The organism is Chitinophaga sancti (assembly GCF_034087045.1).
GTDB lineage: Bacteria > Bacteroidota > Bacteroidia > Chitinophagales > Chitinophagaceae > Chitinophaga > Chitinophaga sancti_B.
Genome location: NZ_CP139247.1, coordinates 3,370,932 through 3,393,753, shown reverse-complemented (window position 1 = coordinate 3,393,753; position 22,822 = coordinate 3,370,932). Strand labels below are relative to the sequence as shown.

Here is a 22,822-nt window from a genome sequence, read left to right as displayed (position 1 = left end):
AATTAAGATCCACGCTCTTTTCATTCGGCTACCTGGTAAGGCAAGGTTCGTATTTATGCGATGATCAGAAATTTTATTTATGATACATCCCCAATTAATTATATCCAGGATTTTGTGTAAGGTTTGCATTTAACTTAATCTCTACACCTGGAATTGGATAAAGCGTATCTACATCCGTCCACGCTGGCTTTCTGTTTAACAAAATGCTTGTTGCAGTTTTATTACGTTTGAGATCAAACCAACGATTTCCCCATTCTGCAAATAATTCTATTTGCCGTTCTTTTTGAATGGCTATCAACAAACTGTTACCGTCAATACCAGGATTTACAGCCGATATCATGGGCAGCCCTGCCCTATTTCTAATACTGTCTACATCTGCTATAGCTCCTGGCAAATCACTTAAGTGAGCTCTTGCTTCTGCACGGATTAAATATTGCTCAGCAAGACGGAGCACTATTGTATATTCACTTACTACATAGCCAGAACTAAAATTCATCCGTAACTTATATTTATACGGAAAGGTGTAAGTAACTCCATTCACTACCTTCGTACCGATCCAGCTACCTGCTCTTTTATCGCCGGCTTCAAAAGCTTTCAGCAAATAATCCGAGACGCTGTATTGTGGTAAGGAAGTGCCATTGGGACTGGGTACGAACTGAGCACCTTCAGATGTATTATATCCAACTTCAACAGGCATAAATTGTAATATAGCTTCCTTACTATCTAAGAGAAATACCCGGTTAAGATCGTTTTCTAATCCATAAGGGCCGGCATTAATAACCTGCGACGAGGCACTTTCTGCATCTACCCAATCTCCTTCATACAAATATAATTTTGCGAGCAGGGCTTTAGCTGCCCATTTGTTAACCCGTACCCTTCCATTACTTGGATAATTTTCAATCAGCAATCCTGTCGACTTTAGCAAATCTTGTTTTATCTGTGAAAAAATAACACTCGTAGCAGTTCTTTTCAATTTTGCATTTGCCGTATAATCGGTAGAGGTCACCAACGGCACATCACCAAATAGCTGTATCATCTGAAAGTAAATCAGCGATCTGATAAAATAGGATTCTCCCAACAATTGATTACTTACATCTACTGACATGGAAGTACTATTGGTTATTCCCTCAATAATAGCATTTGTCTGGTAAAGTAAGCTATATCCATAATACCATAAGTATACTCTATTAAATGTGCTTGTAGTTGATATTGAATTGTTATAAAATTCCAGCATCGTATTGGCCAGGTTAGTGGGCTCTATTTCATCGGCAGACAGACCACCACAAATGGATAGGCCTCCATTTAATATATTGGGAGAGTATACCATAATTTTAGCGTAGACACCACTGACAGCAGATAATGCAGATGTATCATGGGAAAATACATTTTCCCCAACTACACTATTATCCGGATCTCCCACATCTATTAATTTATTACAACCAAGGAGCCAGATCGGTAACAGTATAACAATATACTTTTTCATTATGGGGAATTTATTAAAATTGCACTTCCAATCCTGCCGTTACTATTCGTAATGTAGGCAATGAGAAATAATATGGTGTTTCAGGATCTAATCCCTTATACTTAGTAAGAATAAATAAATTTTGGCCTTGCAAATAAAATTTAAGATCAGACAATTTTAATTTCTTTACCACATTCTTATTCATTGAATAATACAATGAAATGTTCTTCACCTTTATATAAAAATTATTCTCATAAACTGCATCAGAAGTATAAATATTATAGCTTTGGTTTTCTCCATTCAGAATATTAGCAGTCACAAATCGTTGGACATTGGTCTCATCTCCGGGATGCTGCCATCTATCCAGTACCCATTTAGGCTGATTTGCCAACACTCCCGGTGCAAGCATATTATAATATGCAGAGTAGAAATAATTAGGCACCGTCTGTTTTCTCACAGTGAGAAATATATCTAACCTGAATGCCTTATACTGAAATGCGTTTCCAATACCACCATAGAATGTGGGGTCAAGATTTCCTTCATTTTTATAATCCGGATCACCCAGTGCACCATCCTTGTTAACATCTTCAAATTTATAAAGGCCGTCAGTTTTATCCACACCCAAATTATGATAATGTTTCAATACATTCAATGGATATCCTACCGAATAATAGAGGGAATAATCATAATGACTTATATCAGGGAATACCACTAACCTGTTCTTCGGAAAGGTCATATTTGCATTTACTCTCCAGCTAAAATGTTTTCTCCTCATCACTTCAGCCGTCATATCAAATTCCCATCCTGAATTCCTTACCACGACCCCTTCATTTTTGATAACATTCAAAAATCCGGTTTGGGCTGGTAATCTATAGGCTATTATTTGTTTATCATTCGTATTATTAAAATAGGCAATGGTAGTAATTAACTTATTATTCAAAAATCCAAGCTCGATAGCCGTTTCAATTTTCTTACTTCTCTCCCATGAAAAATTGGTATTTAATAATGCATCAGGAGTTAATGGAATGATCCCTTGATATGGCCTAGGGTTGACGCTAGACGACCAGGTATCCAAATATCGGTAATCCCCAATTTGATCATTACCTGTGACCCCATAACTACCTCTCAACTTTCCGTAGTCCAAAAATTTTACATTATTCATTACAAAATCTTCATTACTAAACAGCCATGCCCCTCCTATTGATCCAAAATTCGACCATCTTTTTCCGGGTCCAAACCGACTCGATCCATCTCTTCTCGCTGAAAAATTCAGGATATAGCGATCCTTATAATTGTATATCAAACGTCCGAATAAGGCCGCATACTTGTATTTCGAGGAATACTTACTTAACAGAGCTGTTTTACCCGCTGCTGATATATCATCCAATCTTCCATCATCCGTAAACCCATCTGCATCTATCACCATATTGGTATTCGAACTATATTGCCATGTAGTTCCTACCAACGCATTCACCTTCCCAAACCCAAACGTCTTTGTATAATCCAACTGCGGTTCCAGAATATAACTCTTTATCTCCTGCGTCCCAAACGTAGCAGATCCATTTGTCGCCGAATCTTTATTCGGGTTGATGGAATAAACCGGTACCTGCGAATTCTCATTATCCCTATACCTATTCAACCCTGCAGACAACAGGAATCTTAAACTATCCACAATCCTATACCCCAATTTCATACTCCCCAACAAATTTCCGGACTTTATACTATACTTCTTATACAAATCCGCCAAAGGATTACTTGACTCCGCCCCATTCTCCTGCCATACCAACTTTCCATTATCATCCCAGGGGCCAGGTGCATTCGGTGGCGCCACCGTACCTAACAAGTTGCCATTGAACATTTCATTCCGATCCTTTCCATAATTTCCATTCAAATCCGCACTCAACCTTTTATTCTTAGACAAATACGTCACCGACACATCCCCCGTACCTCTCAAATAAGGCATATCTATCGGAAACACCGACGTCCCTTTCAACACACTCCCACTCAACCGATACTGTACCACCTTACTTCCTCCACTCAGTGCCATATTCAAATTCGTTAAGTTGGCCGTTCCACCAATTATCATCTTCTGCCAATCCCTCTCCCGGTTCTGATTCCACGCCATCAGATCCGGCGCATACCCTACGCTCCCTTCCTGGTTATCCGGCGTAATCCCATCATTTACAAACGCCTCCTTCCTCATCGCCATATATTGGTCTTTTGAAAGCAAATGGCTTGTACCAGGCACCTTTCCTATCCCCGTACTCAATTTCAGATTCAACGACGCATTCCCTACTTTCCCTCTCTTAGTCGTGATCAATACCACCCCATTCGCACCTCTGCTCCCATATATCGCCGTCGCATCGGCATCCTTCAAAATCTCTATGCTCTCAATATCCTCCTTATTCAAATTATTAAACGGGCTAATCCCGCCTGCATCAAAATTCTGCACAGCAATCGATCCTAACAGATTGATAGTCTTGCTGGAAATGTAAGGCACTCCATCTATGATATATAAAGGATCCGAACCATTTGCAAAAGAATTCCTTCCCCTGATCTGCACCGTAAAGCTCGTTCCATTTACCCCACTTGACGGTGTCACTGCCAATCCGGGAATTCGTGCTTCCAAAGCACCTAATAAATTTACCACCGGCTGGCGGGAGATCTCGCTGGAAGATACTTTGCCGATACTGCCGGTATTCGTTCTCCGGGTGGTAATACCATACGCCATGATCACCGTCTCATCCAGCACATTATTCGCCAACACTAATTTTATCCTGATAGAATCATCAATATTCGCCTCCACCCCGGCAGGCATATATCCTGTATATGTAGCATACAGGACCACATCTTCCTTTTCCGTCATAAAAGTAAACCTTCCCGTCTCATCCGTGGTACCACCCAGGTTCGTTCCACTGATCCTTACTGTTGCTCCAGGTAACACCGCTCCTTTCTCATCCATCACAATACCCGTTACGACATTTAATTTGCTGGAAATTTTCTTTGCAATCGAATTCGGTGGTAATGGAATTAATGGTCCTGACCGGCTAAATACCACCATATTCCCTCTGACCGTCCAGGTAAAACCCTGTCTGCCCAACAATTCAAACAATATTTGTGTTACTGAAAAGTTACTTGCGTAAATAGAATAATGATCCGTTACATCCAGCTGATTTGCGGAAGCAATGAAGTGCAAGCCGGTCGTGGAACTGATCAGCTTAAAGATGGCTTTTAATGATTTATTGGACACCGAAAGATCCATCCTCTTATTCAACATCTCGTTCACATCAGACGGAGCCGGGGTTTGCGCGAATGCAGGTATGCTTGCTCTCAGTAAGAATAGCAGGCATAGTACTACATAAAAAGCACCATTGGCCGCAAAAATTCTTCTCATATTTGATAAGGGACCTTACTGGCAAAAATCAGAGGATAGATAATTTGGACAACAGCACTGGGGCATAATAGACAACTCTGATCGCCAAAAAGTATGATAATATGAGTGGAAAATTAATCATTTTTATACTCATAATGACATTCTGAAAATTTAACTATTTTTGGCAGGAATAATTCCACTAAAACAAACCCCAATAATAATAATGAACCAGATTAATCAGGATAAGTAAATCTTGTACCTAAATCCGAATATAATGATTCAAGAGCAGGACGTAAAGCTATTTCAGCTTATTAAAGACGGAAACGAACTCGCATACGCTGAGATATATAACAAATATCGCAGGGATGTGTTCGTGGCTGCCTTCCGCATCCTGCGTAATATTCATGATGCAGAAGATGTGACCCAGGAAGTATTTATCAACCTGTGGAATAAAAGAAAAGACATTGAAGTGAACACCGCAGTCAGGGCATACCTCACCCGTATGGCTGCAAACAGTTGTTTGAACAAGATAAAGCATGACACCAACCTTACCAGGCGTAACCAACAGTACTCTGACATGAACACAGAGGTACAGTCCCCTGAAAAACCTGAAAATGAACAAATGGAAGACATCACCCGGCTTATGCAGGAACTCCCTGACAAAAGCCGCCGAACAGTGGAAATGGTATATATGGAAGGCCGCCCGCACAAGGAAGTGGCCAAAATTGAAGGTATTTCTGTCAATACCGTGAAAACTCAATTGTACTCCTCACTGAAGATTATCCGCAATAAACTACAGTTAAAATAATTTTTTTCTCCTCACTCATACTTTTTGGATTTTAGGATTGTCTATAATTATATCAACTATGGATATTGAAGCTATTGACATACAAACCTTGATCGTGGCAGACATTCTGGGAACGATCACACCGGACGAAAAAATTCAACTGGACAAGTTGATGATCGACCGGCCGGAGCTTCAGTCGCTGTATGATGAGATCCGTGAAGACATGGAAAAAGAAAACCTGGTCACCTACGCAGGTGGCAGCATCTCAGCAGCAGAGTTGATTATCAATGCCAAAAGGCGCGTGCGCAACCGGTATATCCGCGTATTTGCCGCCGCTGCCTGCTCGATTGGTCTTGTTGGTGGATTGTCTCTTTATTTATTGACCCAACAACAACCGACGGCCCTGGCATCATGGGAAGATGGTAAAACCATTTTATTGAAAATAGGCCAGCAGGAAATTAACCTGGAAAACAATGCTCCCACAAATGTGAACGGCATAGCATTGCATCCGGAAACCGGCTCGCTCACCTTTAGCTCTTTGAATAGTACTAATCACGATTTGGGTGTGTTGACCGTGCCAAAGGGCAAAAACAATTATAAAGTCATACTGGCTGACGGATCAGAAGTATTATTAAATAATACCTCCCGCCTGTCTTTCCCGTTGAAATTCGAAGGGACCAAAAGAGAAATCAGTATAGATGGAGAAGCTTATGTAAAAGTCGCCCCTAAGGCAGGTCAGCCCTTTATCGTACACCTTCCTCTGAACAGGCAGGTAGATGTATTGGGTACAGAATTTAATGTCAATACGTACGATAACGGAATCGCCAGAATTAGCCTTGTACAGGGTAGCGTAAAAGTAGCCGAAGGCGAAAGCAATGCGCTCCTGGTTCCGGGCAAAGCCGCTACCATCAACTCTACGTCCATCTCCATCAGTGAATTTGATGCAGATGAAGTACTGAGCTGGAGACAAGGTATTATCGTATTTCCTGATAATGTCACTATCGAACGGATAGCAGAAGTAGTAGGTAGAAATATGAAAGTGAAAATGATTGTAGAAAAGTCTGCTGCCGGCAAGAAATTTATTGGTGTAATCCTGGATAAGAGCAAGCCGATTATCCACCTGTTGCAACAACTGACTGACACAAAAGAAGTGTCTTATAATATTTCAAAAGATGGAGTGATACATATATTGTAAAATTCCTTCTCCTATGCAAACCCTCAGCATTCATTGATAACGAGATAGTTCCTCATAATAACCACGCTTGCCCACAACAACAGGGCAATTATATAGCTTTCGTCGTTTGTTAACCCTCTTTTTTTACGACAAAGCAGCAACCCGAATCAGAACGGGAAGCAACGCAATAGAAGGCCACCTTCCCGGGTTGGCCTTCATCTTTTTATAGGGATACTCCCTACACAACAATTACTTCCACCCCCATGTTCTCCAGGTCCCGCATCATGGCAGGACTAATCCCATCATCTGTAATTATCTGATCTATATCCCCTAATGGGCAAATCTTCCCAAACCCACGTTTGCCAAACTTCGAAGAGTCAGTCACTATGATGGTTTTCTGAGCCGTGCGGATCATGGCCTTATTGAGTAGTGCTTCCATCATATTGGAAGTGGTACATCCCTGTTCCATATCAATACCATCTACCCCGAGGAACAACTTACTACAGGTAAAGTGATCCAGGATTCCTTCGGCATAAGTGCCTGTAACAGAAGTAGATGTTTTGCGTACGATCCCTCCCAGCTGCACAATCTCTATATTAGGTTTGTCCAGCAGCGCCATGGAAATATTCATGGCGGAAGTGAGTACGGTGACCCGCAACTCCGGCGGTATCGCTTTCGCTACCTGCAATACAGTGGTGCCCGATGCGATAATGATCGCATCATCCGGCTCTATCATTTCTGCGGCCCGCTTGCCAATGAGGATCTTCTGATCCGCCAGGATGTTCTCTTTTTCATTGACATTCCTATCCTTTGTATAGGGGTTAGCCCTACTGATATTTCCATGTGTGCGAAACAATAATTTCTTGTCCTCCAACATCTTAAGATCCTTACGGATAGTTACCGCCGAAACATCCAACGCCTCAAACAGATCGGCCACCCGAACATTCCCTTCTGCCTGCAGGCGTTCCAGGATATAAGCGTGCCGTTGTGACATAGATTCGAATTTCATAACTATGGCCTGGTATTAAATTGGTAAATAGTAACTGAAAAGTAATGCAAGGTTGACTTTTTTCCTAAAAAAAGCTTAAATCTCAAGAAAAATTTGGAAATAATAACAAAACGAAACAACTTTATAAAAGCAAAAGAAACATTTAGAAAGTTTCTTTTAGTTTAAACTCCTTACTTTATGAACAGATTGCAGTTAATATCGGACCTATCCTCCACTAAGTCATGGGATGTTATTGTTATTGGCGGCGGCGCAACAGGTCTTGGCACCGCGATGGACGCTGCTACCAGAGGGTATAAGACCTTGCTGGTAGAGCAGGCAGACTATTCGAAAGGCACTTCGAGCAAAGCGACCAAACTTGTCCATGGCGGCGTGCGCTATATGGCGCAGGGAGACCTTGGCCTGGTAAGAGAAGCCTGCCACGAGAGGGGATTATTACTGAAAAATGCACCTCACCTGACAAAAAACGAAACTTTCGTTATTCCGAATTACTCCTGGTTTAATAATATTAAGTATACACTCGGTCTGAAATTTTACGATTTACTGGCCGGTAAATTAAGCCTTGGTGCTTCTAAGTATATAGGCAAAAAGAAAACTATCGAAGCCCTGCCTACTATCAGACAGGAAGGGCTGAAAGGTGGCGTAGTATACCATGATGGCCAGTTTGACGATAGCCGTCTGGCGCTGAACATAGCCCAGACCGCCATCGAAAACGGCGCCACCGTGCTGAACTACGTGAAGGTAACCGGCTTATTGAAAGATAATAATAAGAAAGTGAGCGGCATTATTGCGAAGGACATCGAAACCGGCGAAACTTACGAAGCAACAGGCAAGGTAGTAATCAACGCTACCGGAGTATATGTTGACAACATTCTGCACATGGACCGTCCGGATGCTCCACACATGGTAAGACCAAGTCAGGGGGTACACATCACCCTGGATCATTCTTTCCTGCCTGGCGACAATGCCCTCATGATCCCTGAAACAGATGACGGCCGCGTATTATTTGCTGTGCCATGGCATGGTAAACTGATCGTAGGTACAACCGATACCCTGCGCGATCATCCTGAACTGGAACCACATGCACTGGAGCAGGAAATTGAGTTCATTCTCAACACTGCTGCCAAATACCTGACAAAAAAACCTACCCGCAAAGATGTGCTGGCAGTATTTGCCGGTCTGCGTCCACTGGCTGCACCAAGTAAAGATGGTGCTAAAACAAAAGAAATATCACGTAGTCATAAGATCATTGTATCCGAATCAGGACTGATCACTATTACGGGGGGTAAATGGACTACCTTCCGCAGAATGGCACAGGATACAATAGACAAAGCCATTGAAACAGGTGTGCTGACCGCTAAGGAATGTAAGACAGAACACCTGCCTATCCATGGTTATGTACAACTGAGCGACGAGAATGATCCGCTACGTTTTTATGGTGCAGATATAACTGCAATCAACAAACTGGTTGCTGAAGATCATTCACTGGGAGACTTGCTGGTGTCTAACTTTCCGTACAATAAAGCAATGGTTATCTGGGCCATTCGGAATGAGTATGCACGCCGTGTAGAAGATGTGCTGGGACGCCGTCTTCGCTTACTATTCCTGGATGTACATGCAGCCATAGCTGCGGCACCAGTCGTAGCACAAATAATGGCAAAAGAATTAAATAAAGATGCCGCCTGGATACAGGCAGAACTCGCCGATTTTGCAATACTTGCGAAGGGATATACGCTGAATTAACCAGCGTATTCCCCACCACGTTATACTTATACAATTTTAGAGCATCCCCCGAGGGAATCAGGCGGTAGCTTTGCTACACGCCACTTTGGAACAAAATTAAAAAACTGAGGTATGAACAAGAACGAAAAATTCATCCTGGCCCTCGACCAGGGTACCACGTCATCACGCGCTATCATCTTCGATCACAATGGAGAAATAAAAGCGATCGCACAAAAACCTTTTGAACAGATATTTCCACAACCGGGATGGGTGGAACACGATGCAAACGAAATCTGGGCCTCCCAATCTTCTGTGGCGGCAGAAGCCATCGCGAAAGCGGACCTGAACGGTACCAACATCGCCGCCATCGGTATTACCAACCAGCGTGAAACCGCCGTGGTATGGGATCGCGAGACGGGTACACCTATCTACAATGCGATTGTATGGCAGGACCGCCGCACAGCAAAATACTGTGATGAACTGAAGGAGAAAGGTCACACCGACATGATCCGTGAAAAAACAGGTCTGGTGATCGATGCCTACTTCTCAGGTACCAAAGTAAAATGGATCCTCGACAACGTAGCTGGTGCAAGAGAAAAAGCAGAGAAAGGTGAACTGTGTTTCGGTACGATCGACAGCTGGCTGGTATGGAAATTTACCCGTGGCCACATGCACATCACCGATGTAACGAACGCTTCCCGTACACTGCTCTTCAATATCCATACCATGCAGTGGGACCAGGAACTGCTGGACCTTCTTACTATTCCTGCCAGCATGCTGCCTGAAGTAAAACAAAGCAGTGAAATATATGGCGAAACTGCCACTACCCTCTTCGCATCTAAAATTCCTATTGCAGGTATCGCCGGCGACCAGCAGGCTGCCCTGTTCGGACAGATGTGCGTAGAAGAAGGTATGGCAAAGAATACTTACGGTACAGGATGTTTCCTGCTGATGAACACCGGTCACAAACCTGTTTATTCCAAAAACAACCTGCTCACGACCGTAGCATGGAAGATCAATGGCGAAGTAACATATGCGATGGAAGGTAGCGTGTTCGTAGGTGGTGCAGCCATTCAATGGTTGCGCGACGGGTTAGGTATCATTCATAACTCTTCTGATAGTGAAACGCTCGCTGCTTCTGTAAAAGATAACGGCGGCGTATACTTTGTACCTGCACTGACAGGTTTAGGTGCTCCTTATTGGGATCAGTATGCACGTGGCGCCATCTTTGGCATTACCCGTGGTACAACCGCCGGCCATATTGCCCGCGCAGCACTGGAAGGTATTGCATTTCAGGTGTACGACCTGCTGAAGAGCATGGAGTCTGACTCCGGCAAGCAGAGTACCGAGCTGAGAGTAGATGGTGGTGCGGTAGCGAACAATGCACTGATGCAGTTCCAGGCAGATATCTTTGGCAGTAATGTAGTACGTCCGAAAGTGCTGGAAACAACTGCACTCGGTGCTGCATACCTGGCAGGTCTGGCGGTAGGCTATTGGGAAAATATTGACGAAGTGAAGAAGCAATGGTCTAAAGACAGAATATTCAAGCCTGAACTGGATAGACAGAACACTGAAAAACTGCTGGCCAACTGGAAGAAAGCCGTAGAACGCACCAGAGGCTGGGCTAACGAATAATCAATAAGAGCGCCTGACTCCGTAATCTACTTGCGGAGCAGGCCATACTGAAACTAACTAAATTTCACCTATTCCACTTTGAAAAAAATGTGTACGATGACCTGTTTATGAAAAGACCTGCACAATAGTTTCAGAGGAAATAGCACCACTAAATTAATCATCAAGTTATGACACCATTTATTTCAGAATTTATAGGTACAGCATTGCTCATTCTTTTGGGCAATGGTGTGGTTGCCAATGTCGTGTTAAAGGACACGAAAGGAAATGGAGGCGGATGGATTGTGATTACAACAGCATGGGGATTGGCCGTATTCGTTGGTGTGTGTGTAGCAGGCCCCTATACCGGCGCACATTTGAATCCGGCTGTGACGCTGACCATGTTAATACTGGGAAAAATCAACCTGGCAGTAGCAGGTGTATACTGGGCTGCACAAATGCTGGGTGCCATGCTTGGCGCATTCCTGGTATGGGTATTTTATAAAGACCATTTCGATCTGACCGAAGACGGACCTACCAAACAGGCTGCATTTTGTACTGCGCCTGCTGTGAGAAACCTGGGCCGCAATTTCATCAGTGAAGTGATTGGTACATTCGTACTGCTGATCACTATCCTCTACTTTACCGATCCAAAAATAGGAGATACTACACAAACTATCGGCATGGGTTCCATGGGTGCTTTGCCAGTAGCCTTCCTGGTATGGGTGATTGGCCTGTCACTGGGTGGTACTACCGGTTATGCAATCAATCCTGCCAGAGACCTGGGACCAAGGATTGTACACGCCTTGCTGCCGTTTAAGAAATCTAAAGCTGGTGCAGACTGGGGTTATGCCTGGATACCAGTGCTGGGCCCTGCATTAGGTGCAACGCTGGCGGCTTTATTGTTCATGTATTTAAAATAAGAATCGTTATGAGAAAGTTATTGATTGCAACCCTAACGGTTGCATGCGGGATATTCTTTGTCCAAAATGTAAGCGCACAGGATAAAGACACAACGATGGTGAAGGAGAAAAAATATGAGCCGTTTGGATTGAATTTGCAAGTGAGGAATTTATACCTGTGGCGTGGATTCAAGGTGTCTAATGCGCCGATCTCTGATGTGGATATGTATTACAAATCAAAGAATGGACATTGGCAGGCAGGATTTTGGGGAGGTGCAAGTTTCACTGGCGATTACAGGGAGTTTGATTACTATGTGAAGTACATGAATAAGGGATTTAGTGCGGCGATCTGGGATATTAACAACTTTAGTAATTATCCAAATGCTGATCTGTTTGATTATAATAAAGCAACGACTTCACATTTTGTGGATGTAGGGGTGGCTTATACTTTCCAGAAAATGAAGTTGCCGCTGACATTGAGCTGGAATACGATTGTGCTGGGTAGAGATACTTATTATAAGGCGGATAGTAGTCTGGCGAATGCGTATTCACATTATGTGCAGGTAGATCAGGTGTTGTTTGCGGATGAGGTGTATAATGTACATGCGTTTGTGGGCGGTGGATTTTCATTTAGCGGAGATAAGAATTTTTATGGGAACCATCCAAATGTGGTGAATGCAGGGATCACGGTGAATAGGGACCTGACCATATTTAAATATCATATTCCTATTTCAGCGACGGCGATGTTCAACCCGGAGAAGAAGTATGGGGCTTTGCAGCTGATTGCAAATATATTCTAAGTTAGAGGTTACAATAAGATCTAAATCGGAAAAGCTCCCCCGCTCTGCGAGCGGGGGAGCTTTAAAATTGACTTTGTTCATAACTGGTGGTGGTTTGCTATCCCATGAAAATAAACTAACTTAATTTTGTAAAAAATGAAAACGAATGATACCCATTGGCATATCCTCCGACAATTCATGCTCATCCACTCACCCACCCCACACCCTGCTCGCTGCTGACATAGGCGGTACCAAATCAAACCTGGCACTTTACAATTACGACGGCAGCAAGCTCACCCTTACAAAGGAAGAAAAATACCCCACAAAAGATCTTCATGGCCCCGACGACCTCATTAAAAAATTCCTTGGCAATGCTCCCACTCCCGATCGTATTTGCCTTGCCGTAGCAGGTCCTGTTCAGGATGGGAAAGCAAAGATCACAAACGTACCCTGGGAAATAGATGCAGCACAGCTATCCGCACAATTTGACAACCCTCCTGTGTTCATTGTCAACGACCTTGAAGCAAACGCTTACGGTCTTGCTACCCTGGAACAAATCGATATTCACCCATTACATACCGGCCAGCCACAAAAAGGGAATATTGCATTGATATCTCCCGGTACTGGTCTGGGCGAAGCCGGATTATTCCGGGACGGCACCCAATACTTCCCCTTCGCAACCGAAGGTGGTCACAGTGACTTTTCTCCCATTACGGATCTGGATGACGACCTGCTGGTATACCTACGCAGAAAATTCGGGCATGTAAGCTGGGAAAGAGTGCTCAGCGGCCCCGGCATCGTGAACATCTTTAACTTCCTGAAAGAAGAAAGAGACATGGACGCCCCCGGCTGGCTGCTGGACAGAATGGCCGTACACGATGTAGCTGCAGAGATCAGTGAAAATGGCGATTCTGTTGCCATCTGTGTAGAAACCATGCGCATCTTTTTCCGCTACCTCGCCACCGAAGCCGGTAACCTTGCCCTGAAACTGAAAGCCACCGGGGGGATCTATATCGGCGGCGGCATCGTCCCCAAAAATGTAAAGAAAATTGATTACGGTGCTTTCATGAAAGCATTCCGTGAAAAAGGCAGAATGAAACCCCTGCTGGAAGATATTCCCGTACAAATCATCCTCAATGAAAAAACGGCGTTGACAGGCGCCGCATGGTATGCCATCAATAAGTGCTGAGTTATATTATAATTTTTCCCTATTTTTACTCCAACACAATCAATCACATACCTATGAAAACCGCATATTTCTTACCGGTGCTGCTATTAAGCGCCTGGTGTAAGGCGCAGGGACCCTATCCCTATACCGAAAAAGGCAAATGGGGCCTGACTGATAAGAACAAAAGTGTGCTGCTAAAACCACAATTTGACAGCATTGACGTATTCAGAAACGGCTACGCCCGTGTAGAAAGCAGTAAAAAGGTAGGACTGATCAACACCAATGGTGCTGTGATGGTCGCTCCTTCTTATACTAACATTACCAACGCCTTCCAGGACTTTACCGCCATTGCCAGAAATATCAAAGGCTACCAGATCATAGATATCCGCAGTGACAAGCCGATCGGCGGCATGTTTACAGACGTTTTACCGGAAAGATCCAGCTATTCCAAGGGTAGTTATTACTTCGTGAATAAAGACGGGAAAATGGGCATCTTTGACGCTCAGAGCGGCAAACTACAGAACGGTAAGGCGCCTTACAACCAGGTAACAGGCTTTAACGACCCCGCACTGGAACAATTTGCCCTTATCACCATGGGTGACACTTACGGTGTGGTAGATGTAAGCAGCGGCCGGGAAATCCTGAAACCTGAATATGAAGATATTGAAGAAGTATACGCAGGTAATACCGTGTATGTAGCCGCTAAAAAAGGCGATGACAAGGTTTTTTATTTCGATGCTAACTTCCGCACCGCTTCTCCGGGCAATGTACAGGACAAACCTACTTCCGCTATGCCTGTAGAAGGCGAAGTGCTGAACAAGAAAGCCAAAGACATGTACATCTATAAACTGGGTAATAATAAATGGCGTGTCGTACTCGAAAACCGTGAAACCAGTAAATACAAAGGCCTGGATAGTACAGATCTGAATGGGTATACCCAGCTGGAATACCTGTCTTATTACCCAAATGATAAGAGCTTCCCTTCCAGGATCAAAGCGGTGAAGGATGGCAAAACAGGGGTGATCGATATGACCGGTAAGGTGCTTATACCATTTATCTATGACGATGTACATTTCAGGGAAGATATGGTGGGTCGCTATGCATTTATCGAAACCTACCTGGACAATAAGAAAGGGGTAGTGGTAGCTGCTACCATGAAGGAACTGAAAAAGCCGGTGCTGAAAGCGATCCTGGATGAAGATCATGACAGAAATGCCCTGCTGGTAGAGATGCCGAACGGACAAAAAGGTTATATGGACAAGAATACAGGAGAGATATTTATTCCTGGTATAAAGGAGTAGTCTGCTCCCGGCCCAAACGCTTTTGTATGCAGCAAAAGCGTTTGGGTTATTGTTTTAACCGCCTGAATTCAGAAGGCGTATACCCCACATTCTTCTTGAAAAACAGGTTAAAATTCGGCTGGTCAGAAAACCCCACACAATAGCTGATATCCTGCACGTACCAGTTCGTTTCCAACAGTAAATGCTTCGATACTTCCAGCAACCGGTTCCTGATATGTGAACTCACATTCTGTCCTGTATGCCGCTTCAGCAGGGTATTCAGATAATTAGGGTGCAATTCCATAATGGCAGCAAACTCCTTCACTGTTCTCATCCTGATAGGTGATGCAAACCTGATATCTGCAATGGCCGTATCCAGCAATAAGAAAAACTGGTTTACATGGTTGAACTGGTCTGTGATGTATAGCATAATCATGTGGGTTGTGCGAACAAGGCAAAGATGCATTGAATCAGGACATGGTTGTTTGTAGAATCACGTCCTTTTGTTGGCTGTTTAATGGATTTTTCAGATAAATAGCTGATCTATTACAGCACCGCTGGTCAGTAACACGCTTCTTTCTATCAGGTGTTCTAATTCCCGCACATTACCCGGCCAGTGATAGGCCATCATTTTTTCCTGAACGTTATCTCCCAGCCGCATAGCAGGCTTGCCTGACCTTCGTGTAAAGCGTTGCAGAAAATAATCTGCCAGTTCAGGGATCTCCTCTTTCCGTTCTCTTAAAGGAGGTATTACAATAGGAAATACATCTAACCTGTAATACAGGTCTTTTCTGAAACGGCCGGCTTCCACTTCTTTCTTCAGGTCGCGGTTAGTGGCGGCAATGATGCGGAAATCGACCTGGATAGGACTTTTGCCACCAATGCGCTCTATTTCCTTCTCCTGTAGTACACGGAGTAATTTAGATTGCATTGCCAGCGGCAGCTCTCCTATTTCGTCTAAAAACAGGGTACCATTGTGGGCTATTTCAAACTTACCGATACGACGTTCAGTAGCACCGGTAAAAGCACCTTTTTCATGTCCGAATAGTTCACTTTCAATGAGGTTGTCGGGGAGGGCGGCGCAATTCACTTTCACCAGCAATTTATCTTTGCGGGGAGAATGATTGTGAATGGCCCTTGAAATGAGTTCTTTGCCTGTGCCTGTTTCGCCGAGGATCAACACCGTACTGTCTGCAGGAGCTACCTGCGATATAAGGTGAAATACCTGTTGCATTTCGCGGCTGTTACCAATTATATCTACAGCTGCTATTTCTTTTTGCAGGTGCTGTCTTTGCTTATAGCTTTCGATCTCCTTCAGTTGGGTGGCTATGCGCTCATTAGCGAGGATGTTGGCCAACGCGATGGAGAGCTGGTGAGAAACGCCTTTTATAAGTTGTAAAACCGGGTCGGGGAAGGTGTCTGTCTGTTCTGAAAATAAAAACAGGCAACCAATTTCCTGTGTTGCGCTGCGCAAACGGATGCCTGAAAATTCCACGATACCCGTTTCCCGGAATAATGGAATATAAGCAGGAGGCGATTTAGCCTGTAAGAGCTTTCGTACATTGAATACCTGTGGCTGTTCGGCAGCCATGACAGCTTCGAAGATATGATCGCTGCTTATTTTACTGTGTCCACTGCATTGAAATGCAGGATGGTGCCTGCGCCGGCCTTCCGAATAATAAAGATATGGTACCAGGGACTTACCATCTTCACCAAAGATATTGATGACGATGTCATTGAAATGGATCACTTCTTTTAACCGCTCCCGCAGTACCCTGAGAAAATCGTCTTTGTCACGAATCAGGGCAATGTCATTACTGAGCGATAAAAGAAATTCCACCATCATGTTGCCTTGCTTCATGAGAATATAAGTTAATCATGAAAAAGCAAACAAAGGCCATTCCAGTAAATAAAGTATTGTAATTTAGCTAGTTAGTATTTTAAACATGAAAGGCAGCTTACGATATTTCGTAGATTTTGACAGTTTTACGAATAGTCGTAAAAAAGGAGGTTATTGTTTAGTGGCTTTGCTGCCATCCCAGGTATAGATTTCTCTTTCTACTTTTTTGCTTTCCACCGTTTCTCCATCTTCGCCGTATTGTTCTGATACTTTCAGTTTCAGGATCTTACCGGGTTGGCCATTCACTTCCTTTGGAAAGATCAGTGTTTCGGTATAAGCAAATGCACCTGCATCGACGATGTTGGTTTTGCCGGGGAGCGTGAGCAATTTGCTGCCATTCCAGCCAAAGTAGTAGTAATCAGTTGGTAAACCACAGGCATCGCCACTGAAGTTGAGCCGGAAGATCTCTTTTACACTATCCAGCCCCATTTCTCCCAGTAGTTTGCTTTCGGTGCTTCTCGCATTTTCACCACCACTCACCGTCCATTCTTTCATGTCCAGTATACGATGGTCTTTATCCACTGCTTTGACACGCACTGTCAGGGATTCTTCTTTTTCGGATACAACCGTTCTTTTCTCTAACCCGTATACGAAACTGACATCATCTTTTGTAAATGTACCCAATGAGAGCAGGCCTACCCAGATATATCCTTTCACCTCTTTGCCCCCGGCAGTATAGTGCGTTTTCAACCAGGCAGCGGTCAGCCCTTTCATAGTAAGCGGAGATGCGGTCATCACTGAATCGGCTACCACTTTACTACCTGGCAATAAAGAGTCTACTATGGTACCCTTTACCGAAGGTGTGCTACGGATATAAGCCTTGTCAGCATATACAGAGAGGGAAGTACCTTGTTCCAGTTGCCAGAGGGGAAAATCTAATCTGTCAGCTGTCTGCGCAATAGCGGGCGCCATAGCTACCAGTAATAATGAGGTAAGGAAGATGTATTTCATATGAGGAGCAAAAATATGTTTTTTTATCATCATCTTTTTTATACTTTACCCATACATTATTAAAACAGGTCTCAATGAAGAAAGTCATGCTGAGTGCACTCCTATGCATATGGGGGGTGGTATTACATGCACAGGTCAAAGTCTTTACCAGGTACAATTATTATCTCACTGAAAAAGAAGGCAGTATCATTTGCATATTGCCCGATCAGGCGAATTACAAACTCAATTTATCGCTACGCAACGAAAAACTGGCAATCACTGCTAAAACAGAAGGGCAGCGGCTTTCAACTCAATTCAACCTGGATGCATTACCAACGGGTACCACTGCCTTGCATTATGTATTGGAGAAAGATGGCGCTACTGTGCAGAAGGGTGACGTTAACATTGTCAAACTCGCACCAAAAGCAAATGCTGTACAGATAGACCAGCTTACAGGCGGGTTAATTGCCGACGGATTGCCCTTTTTCCCCTTTGGATTTTATTGCGTTCCTGCCGGCGATCTGCCTGAAAGAGAAGTGACACATGGATTCAATATGATCGGTGTATACCAGGGCAACCTGCCTGAAGGACTGGCAGAACGTAAAGGTTATATGGACCGTTGTGCACAGGTAGGTGTGAAAGTTCAGTATGGTGTGAACTCCCTCATAGGCAGTGGGCATAACGGCGATAAAGGGCTGGATAAAACGGAGGAAGAAAAACTCGCTTTATTAAAAAGTGAAGTGCTGGCATTCAAAGATCATCCTGCGCTGTTATCTTATTATATCAATGACGAACCGGATGGACAGGGGCGTCCACCTGCTATACTGGAAGCGGCGTATCAGCTGATCCACGAACTGGATCCTTACCATCCTGTTTCCATTGTATTTATGATGCCGCAAAAAGCAAATGATTACAGGAACACGATGGATATAGCGATGACTGACCCCTATCCTATTCCGGGTCCTGCTGATAAGGTGATGGACGACCTGACCCAATATACAACTGCTTATCAGTATGAAAAATCAGTATGGCTGGTGCCACAGGCATTTGGCGGTCAGGAAATGTGGAACAGGGAGCCGACAGGTGCGGAGATCAGACTGATGACCTATATGGGATTGATTGGAGGTGCAAAGGGTATTCAATACTATGTACATGCACCGGGCAACCTGAACCCACAGTCTGTTTCTGCATGGTCTGCCGCCAGCAATGTGGCGGTAGAAACTGCACAGATGACCTCTTTTTTATTATCTGCTGATGTGGCGCCTGCAATACATGCAGATGATCCAAAGATCTTAACGAAAGCATACAGTTATCAGGGAAATACGTTGCTGATTGCGGTGAATAATGAGAATAAACCCAAAGCATATACCCTGACTACTTCCTTGCAGGAGAATGCAACTGCACGATGCTGGTTTGAAAACAGGGAGGTCGCTTTGGAAAATGGGGTTGTGCATGATATCATTGATGCATATGGCACAAGGGTATATTTAATTCTTAAGGATACCTTATCGGCCATTCCTGCAGATAACATGACCCTGAATCCCAGCTTTGAGAAGATTGTGAGTCCAGGGTTGCCGATAGGTAGCAATGTGACCAGCACCAGTCATCGTAAAGCGGATGTAGGCGCTTCATTTTTTGTAGATCCCCGTCAGCATGCAGATGGTATGTTTAGTCTGCGACTGATCACACCGGTAGACAGTGGTGGCAATAAAATCAGGCTGATACCGATGGTGATGACGAAAGGTAACAGCTATACCGTATCTATCCGGGCCAAAGCCAAAGCACAGGAACATATGCCCACGTTCCGCATGACTATTGATGCCATGGAACAGGATCATACGTATACACTCACACCTGAGTGGGAAGCATACAATTTCACTTTTCAGGCACCGGTATCTTCTACCACGGCTATTTTGACGTTGGAACTGATAGAGCAGGGTACCGCATGGTTTGATCTGTTCACAGCCAGTCCTGACCCGGTGATCACTTATAAGATAAATGACGACCGGACGGCCACGGTGAACATCAATACTAATTCCAATAAAGAGATCCGGTATGCCATCAATCAATTGCCGGATGCACAGTCACCTTTGTATACAAAGCCAGTGGCAATGCATGCAGCCGGCACTATTTCGGCGGGTATTTTTGACCATGGCAAACAGATAGCAGGCTCCAATACTTTTGTGCCTGTAAACCTGGCTTTGGGCAGGAAAGTGACCATTGCACAACCTTTTGCGCCTCAGTATGCAGCGGCTGGCGATAGTACGCTCACCGATGGCAACATGGGCACTACGGCTTTCAAATGTGGTAAATGGCTGGGATTTAATGGCAAAGATCTGGATGCTACTGTAGACATGGGTAATACCACACCTATGAAAAGAGTGATCGCCAGTTTTCTCTGTGATCCTAACAGTGGCATTTTCCTGCCAAAAGAAGTGGCGGTATATACATCCAGGGATGGGAAGAAATATAAACTGGCAGGTAAGGTATATAACACCAGGAATGTGCGGGGAGAGCCTTATTTACAACAGTTTAGCATACCGGTGAAGGGAAATGCAAGATATGTGCGGATAACAGGCAAGGCCTTTGGTGCCATACCGGAAGGATACCTGTTTGTCGGGTCCACTTCGTGGTTATTCACTGACGAAATCCTTGTACAATAACACTTTAGCAAGGGGATGTACCATTAGTTGCCAGAAGGCGCTGAGAATTGCATGTATGAAAATTCTCTCCATCATGTACCCGAATAAAAAGGGGCTGTCTCGAAGTTTTGAGACATTCCCTTTTTATTCACATATTAAATAAATCTATCTATCTTTACCCCGTCATATACCTATGAAACAATGAAGAAATCTTTCCTGATTATCCAGTTCGTAATCATGTTGGCTATAACAGCCTCTGCACAATTAACGATGGTATCCCAAAGCCCTCTTTTCAAAGAACCGGTTTCTGGTTACGCCCGTATTCTGCACATGAAAAATGGCAATACCATTTTTCTGCAGATCACCAGCAGAGATGGGCTGTATGTAGACATCTATGACGATGACAATAAACCCAAAGCACAGACTCACCTGAGTACGAACTTTGGTACGCTCCTTGGCAGCTGTGTCAATGCATTATTTGAAACGAACAACGACCTCGTGCTGTTTATTTCAGAAGTCGAATCCAGGCAACCGGTACTATACCGCATTGTCATCGATGGTAATACCGGCAATATCAAGAGAGATGAGAAAATGGCTATGACAAACCGTTATGCTTACTTAGCTCAGCCATTCATCACCCAGTACGACCCTGTTACCTCCTTCTTTGTGCGCAAAGATCCAAACAGTGATAACTATGCGCTGGTGGTACTACACAACAATGACCAAACGGTAAACGGCAACCTGGAAATGATCTGGTATAATGGTAACCACAAGGAGCTTTCAAGAGCCTATTACGCTAACAGCGATACCCGCTATAAAAATATCAACTACCTGGATATGGTCGTACTGGGCGATGAGAAAGTATGTCTCTTCGCACACCTCTTCAATCAAACGCAGGTAGGAGATAAAAAAGGTCAGCTCATCATGGCCACCCTTTCCAAAACCGTCGATACACTTACACTCGACAAACTGAATATCGGTGTAAAAAAAGTGATCGACAGCGGGCTTGTAAGGTATAACCCTGTTACCAAAAAAATCTTATTCATCGGTTATGCACATGCAGAAGCTGGTGATGAAGAAAAATATGCAGGTATCTTTGGTTTCGTAGATCCTACCAGACAAACACCTGATAAGGAAATAGACATCTTCCCGGCCAAAGCCAATGAGAAGACAAAGGCCCTTGCAGGCAGAGCGTACACAGGTATGCCACAGAACATCTTTGTACGCAGCGATGGCGGTTTCTCTATTATCTATGAAGAACTGACCCGCAAAGAAGTAAAACCACTCAATGCCGCTTCTTATTTGTACTGTGTGAAGGACTGGCTCGCAGTGGCATCTTTTGATGTAAACGGACAACCCACGTATAGCTGCGTGATACCAAGACATGCGGAGTTGCGTAACTGGGAAATCAATGCATTCAATACAGAGAGAGTATCCCGTAGCGCCCAACCCCTCATCAAAAGTGAACAATACAGAGGTTATACATGCTTCCAGTATAAAGACAGGGTGTATGTAACCATGAACAATACAGAAGCCAACATGAAGAAAGCTGCCAAAGGGAAAGGAGAAGGTTTCAACAATGCGAGAGACACAGATGGATACTATTATATATGCGATGCCAACAATGAGCTGCCGGATTACGCACCGCTGTTTGGTTTAAATATTAATAAGGATGATGATGGCCACCCGCTGGTGATGGGCGTATCAGACTACGACAGTGATAAAGGCAGGTTTATTACCCTGAAAATGGATAAAACTGCGGATCACAGAGGTGTAAGAGTAGTATGGTTACAGCCCTGATCATAATCAATGCCTAACCGGCGTCAAGCTGCCTGTCCGACCGACAGGCAGCTTTTTTTTGCCCTAACCGGAAAAGGTGTTACCACTGCCTGAAAAGGTTTTCTCCACTGTCTGAAAAGGTGTTACCTCTACCTTAAAAAGGTTTTCCCCACTGTCTGAAAAGGTGTTACCTCTACCTTAAAAAGGTTTCTCCCCTATCTGAAAAGGTGTTACCTCTGCCTGAAAAGGTTTCCCCCTATCTGAAAAGGTGCGGAAAATTTTTTTCCTACATTTATGCAATTCTGAT

At 44.0% G+C, this 22,822-nt stretch carries 16 protein-coding genes; 10 read left to right on the top strand and 6 right to left on the bottom strand.

The annotated features are described in order from the left end of the window. Positions 1 to 94: 94 nt before the first annotated feature. Positions 95 to 1,483, bottom strand: a complete 1,389-nt coding sequence (locus tag SIO70_RS14105; RefSeq protein ID WP_320581499.1) for a RagB/SusD family nutrient uptake outer membrane protein — start codon at positions 1,481 to 1,483, stop codon at positions 95 to 97. Positions 1,484 to 1,496: 13 nt separating this feature from the next. Then, positions 1,497 to 4,856 (bottom strand): SusC/RagA family TonB-linked outer membrane protein, encoded by a 3,360-nt coding sequence (locus SIO70_RS14100; protein ID WP_320581498.1) that lies wholly within the window; start codon positions 4,854 to 4,856, stop codon positions 1,497 to 1,499. 253 nt (positions 4,857 to 5,109) lie between these two features. Between SIO70_RS14100 and SIO70_RS14095 the strand changes: the two genes are divergently transcribed. Then, the gene (locus SIO70_RS14095) at positions 5,110 to 5,643 is read left to right on the top strand and encodes an RNA polymerase sigma factor (RefSeq protein WP_320581497.1); all 534 of its coding nucleotides are present in this window, start codon (positions 5,110 to 5,112) and stop codon (positions 5,641 to 5,643) included. Positions 5,644 to 5,701: 58 nt separating this feature from the next. Continuing rightward, entirely contained in the window at positions 5,702 to 6,817 is a 1,116-nt protein-coding gene (locus SIO70_RS14090) for a FecR family protein (protein ID WP_320581496.1), read from the top strand. A gap of 217 nt (positions 6,818 to 7,034) precedes the next feature. Here SIO70_RS14090 and SIO70_RS14085 read toward each other — a convergent pair whose 3' ends face one another. Further along, entirely contained in the window at positions 7,035 to 7,790 is a 756-nt protein-coding gene (locus SIO70_RS14085; RefSeq protein ID WP_235643958.1) for a DeoR/GlpR family DNA-binding transcription regulator, read from the bottom strand. 192 nt (positions 7,791 to 7,982) lie between these two features. Between SIO70_RS14085 and SIO70_RS14080 the strand changes: the two genes are divergently transcribed. The 6 genes from SIO70_RS14080 to SIO70_RS14055 all read left to right on the top strand — a co-directional run bounded on the left by SIO70_RS14080 (position 7,983) and on the right by SIO70_RS14055 (position 15,285). Then, entirely contained in the window at positions 7,983 to 9,545 is a 1,563-nt protein-coding gene (locus SIO70_RS14080) for a glycerol-3-phosphate dehydrogenase/oxidase (protein ID WP_320581495.1), read from the top strand. Between the two features lie 111 nt (positions 9,546 to 9,656). Next, positions 9,657 to 11,159, top strand: a complete 1,503-nt coding sequence (gene glpK / locus SIO70_RS14075) for a glycerol kinase GlpK (RefSeq protein WP_320581494.1) — start codon at positions 9,657 to 9,659, stop codon at positions 11,157 to 11,159. Between the two features lie 167 nt (positions 11,160 to 11,326). Continuing rightward, positions 11,327 to 12,058 carry an MIP/aquaporin family protein gene (locus tag SIO70_RS14070; RefSeq protein WP_320581493.1) on the top strand — a complete coding sequence of 244 codons (732 nt, stop codon included), beginning with the start codon at positions 11,327 to 11,329 and terminating at the stop codon, positions 12,056 to 12,058. 8 nt (positions 12,059 to 12,066) lie between these two features. Then, on the top strand, positions 12,067 to 12,837 hold the full coding sequence (locus SIO70_RS14065) for a hypothetical protein (protein WP_320581492.1): 771 nt from the start codon (positions 12,067 to 12,069) through the stop codon (positions 12,835 to 12,837). A gap of 145 nt (positions 12,838 to 12,982) precedes the next feature. Continuing rightward, positions 12,983 to 14,005, top strand: coding sequence for a glucokinase (gene glk / locus SIO70_RS14060; protein ID WP_320581491.1), 1,023 nt, complete (start codon positions 12,983 to 12,985; stop codon positions 14,003 to 14,005). 53 nt (positions 14,006 to 14,058) lie between these two features. After that, positions 14,059 to 15,285: a WG repeat-containing protein gene (locus tag SIO70_RS14055; protein ID WP_320581490.1), complete on the top strand. Its 1,227-nt coding sequence runs from the start codon at positions 14,059 to 14,061 to the stop codon at positions 15,283 to 15,285. A 46-nt stretch (positions 15,286 to 15,331) separates the two neighbouring features. Here SIO70_RS14055 and SIO70_RS14050 read toward each other — a convergent pair whose 3' ends face one another. The 3 genes from SIO70_RS14050 to SIO70_RS14040 all read right to left on the bottom strand — a co-directional run bounded on the left by SIO70_RS14050 (position 15,332) and on the right by SIO70_RS14040 (position 18,115). Further along, positions 15,332 to 15,694 carry a helix-turn-helix transcriptional regulator gene (locus SIO70_RS14050; protein ID WP_320581489.1) on the bottom strand — a complete coding sequence of 121 codons (363 nt, stop codon included), beginning with the start codon at positions 15,692 to 15,694 and terminating at the stop codon, positions 15,332 to 15,334. A gap of 96 nt (positions 15,695 to 15,790) precedes the next feature. Further along, entirely contained in the window at positions 15,791 to 17,125 is a 1,335-nt protein-coding gene (locus SIO70_RS14045) for a sigma 54-interacting transcriptional regulator (protein WP_320581488.1), read from the bottom strand. Between the two features lie 150 nt (positions 17,126 to 17,275). Continuing rightward, positions 17,276 to 18,115 carry a hypothetical protein gene (locus tag SIO70_RS14040; RefSeq protein ID WP_320581487.1) on the bottom strand — a complete coding sequence of 280 codons (840 nt, stop codon included), beginning with the start codon at positions 18,113 to 18,115 and terminating at the stop codon, positions 17,276 to 17,278. A 74-nt stretch (positions 18,116 to 18,189) separates the two neighbouring features. Between SIO70_RS14040 and SIO70_RS14035 the strand changes: the two genes are divergently transcribed. Together SIO70_RS14035 and SIO70_RS14030 are read left to right on the top strand one after the other, a co-directional pair. Further along, on the top strand, positions 18,190 to 20,757 hold the full coding sequence (locus SIO70_RS14035; protein WP_320581486.1) for a discoidin domain-containing protein: 2,568 nt from the start codon (positions 18,190 to 18,192) through the stop codon (positions 20,755 to 20,757). Between the two features lie 180 nt (positions 20,758 to 20,937). Next, on the top strand, positions 20,938 to 22,536 hold the full coding sequence (locus SIO70_RS14030) for a hypothetical protein (RefSeq protein WP_320581485.1): 1,599 nt from the start codon (positions 20,938 to 20,940) through the stop codon (positions 22,534 to 22,536). The last annotated feature ends 286 nt before the right edge of the window (positions 22,537 to 22,822 follow it).

Bases quoted from the DNA above. Each gene is read 5' to 3' on its own strand.
- SIO70_RS14105 (WP_320581499.1), bottom strand. From the start codon at position 1,483: ATGAAAAAGTATATTGTTATACTGTTACCGATCTGGCTCCTTGGTTGT.
- SIO70_RS14100 (WP_320581498.1), bottom strand. From the start codon at position 4,856: ATGAGAAGAATTTTTGCGGCCAATGGTGCTTTTTATGTAGTACTATGC.
- SIO70_RS14095 (WP_320581497.1), top strand. From the start codon at position 5,110: ATGATTCAAGAGCAGGACGTAAAGCTATTTCAGCTTATTAAAGACGGA.
- SIO70_RS14090 (WP_320581496.1), top strand. From the start codon at position 5,702: ATGGATATTGAAGCTATTGACATACAAACCTTGATCGTGGCAGACATT.
- SIO70_RS14085 (WP_235643958.1), bottom strand. From the start codon at position 7,790: ATGTCACAACGGCACGCTTATATCCTGGAACGCCTGCAGGCAGAAGGG.
- SIO70_RS14080 (WP_320581495.1), top strand. From the start codon at position 7,983: ATGAACAGATTGCAGTTAATATCGGACCTATCCTCCACTAAGTCATGG.
- glpK (WP_320581494.1), top strand. From the start codon at position 9,657: ATGAACAAGAACGAAAAATTCATCCTGGCCCTCGACCAGGGTACCACG.
- SIO70_RS14070 (WP_320581493.1), top strand. From the start codon at position 11,327: ATGACACCATTTATTTCAGAATTTATAGGTACAGCATTGCTCATTCTT.
- SIO70_RS14065 (WP_320581492.1), top strand. From the start codon at position 12,067: ATGAGAAAGTTATTGATTGCAACCCTAACGGTTGCATGCGGGATATTC.
- glk (WP_320581491.1), top strand. From the start codon at position 12,983: ATGATACCCATTGGCATATCCTCCGACAATTCATGCTCATCCACTCAC.
- SIO70_RS14055 (WP_320581490.1), top strand. From the start codon at position 14,059: ATGAAAACCGCATATTTCTTACCGGTGCTGCTATTAAGCGCCTGGTGT.
- SIO70_RS14050 (WP_320581489.1), bottom strand. From the start codon at position 15,694: ATGCTATACATCACAGACCAGTTCAACCATGTAAACCAGTTTTTCTTA.
- SIO70_RS14045 (WP_320581488.1), bottom strand. From the start codon at position 17,125: ATGAAGCAAGGCAACATGATGGTGGAATTTCTTTTATCGCTCAGTAAT.
- SIO70_RS14040 (WP_320581487.1), bottom strand. From the start codon at position 18,115: ATGAAATACATCTTCCTTACCTCATTATTACTGGTAGCTATGGCGCCC.
- SIO70_RS14035 (WP_320581486.1), top strand. From the start codon at position 18,190: ATGAAGAAAGTCATGCTGAGTGCACTCCTATGCATATGGGGGGTGGTA.
- SIO70_RS14030 (WP_320581485.1), top strand. From the start codon at position 20,938: ATGAAGAAATCTTTCCTGATTATCCAGTTCGTAATCATGTTGGCTATA.